Consider the following 921-nt stretch of genomic DNA (forward strand, 5'->3'; position numbering starts at 1 on the left):
GCACCGGCCGGCGGCGGGCATGCGGCGCCGGCCGCGGCGGACGGCGGCGTCACCGAATACGGCCTCGACGGCGCGACGGCCGTGCTGCGCGCCAACGCCGGCGAGTCGCTGTACGCCTGGGTGCACCTCGACCCCAACGCGCCACCCGTGCAAGTCCTGCTCGAATGGCACAGCAGCCAGGGCCGGCACCAGGCATGGTGGGGGCTCGAGCGCATTCCCGGCGCGAGCGCAGCAAACCTCGTGCGCACGCGCGCCGGCGCCCTGCCGCGCCCCGCGCGCTGGGTGCGGCTCCTCGTGCCCGCGGGCGGCACGGCCGGCATCGGCATGGAAGGGCTGGAGGTGCGCGGCATGCGCTTCCTGCTCGCCGGCGGCGGGGCCTGCTTCGGCGCCACCGGCGTGCTCGACGCCGCCGGCAACGAACGTCCGTGGTTCGCGGGCAGCCTGCCCGCCGGCGCGCGCCAGCTCGGCACCTGGCATTTCCTCGGCGCGCGCGACCTGCTCGCCCCCACCTCGGCCGGCCCCAGGGGCCAGGTCGCGGCGGCGCTCGCGCTGTACGACGATCCGCTGCTGGGCGCGCTGTCGGCGCACGAGCGCTACCAGATCTTCCAGCGCGGCCTGGAGGGCTTCATCGCCTTCCTGAAGGCGCGCGCCGACCGCGCGGACGACCTGGTGGACTTCAACTTCGTCAAGGTCCAGACCGACATCTACCGCGTGCGCCAGATCATCCTCGGCACCTCGGCCGCCACCCGCCTGGCGGTATCGCCCGCGCTGGCCGCCATCGCCCAGTCCGAGACCGCGGTGGCTTCCAGCGCCCGCATCGCCGGCTTCTTCGACGAACTCAAGGCGGAGGCCGCCACACCCGGCGCCAGCGCGGACGGCGGCGCCACCGCCCCCGCCAGGAGCGCGCTGCCCGGCACGCTG

The 921-nt window shown here is 76.1% G+C and carries 1 protein-coding gene; it reads left to right on the forward strand.

The genetic code is table 11. The features are described from left to right. A partial coding sequence (locus C667_RS23380; RefSeq protein ID WP_004390472.1) for a hypothetical protein occupies positions 1 to 921 on the forward strand: 921 nt, incomplete at both ends.

The sequence above is a fragment of the Thauera phenylacetica B4P genome, from assembly GCF_000310225.1.
Taxonomy (GTDB): Bacteria; Pseudomonadota; Gammaproteobacteria; order Burkholderiales; family Rhodocyclaceae; genus Thauera; species Thauera phenylacetica.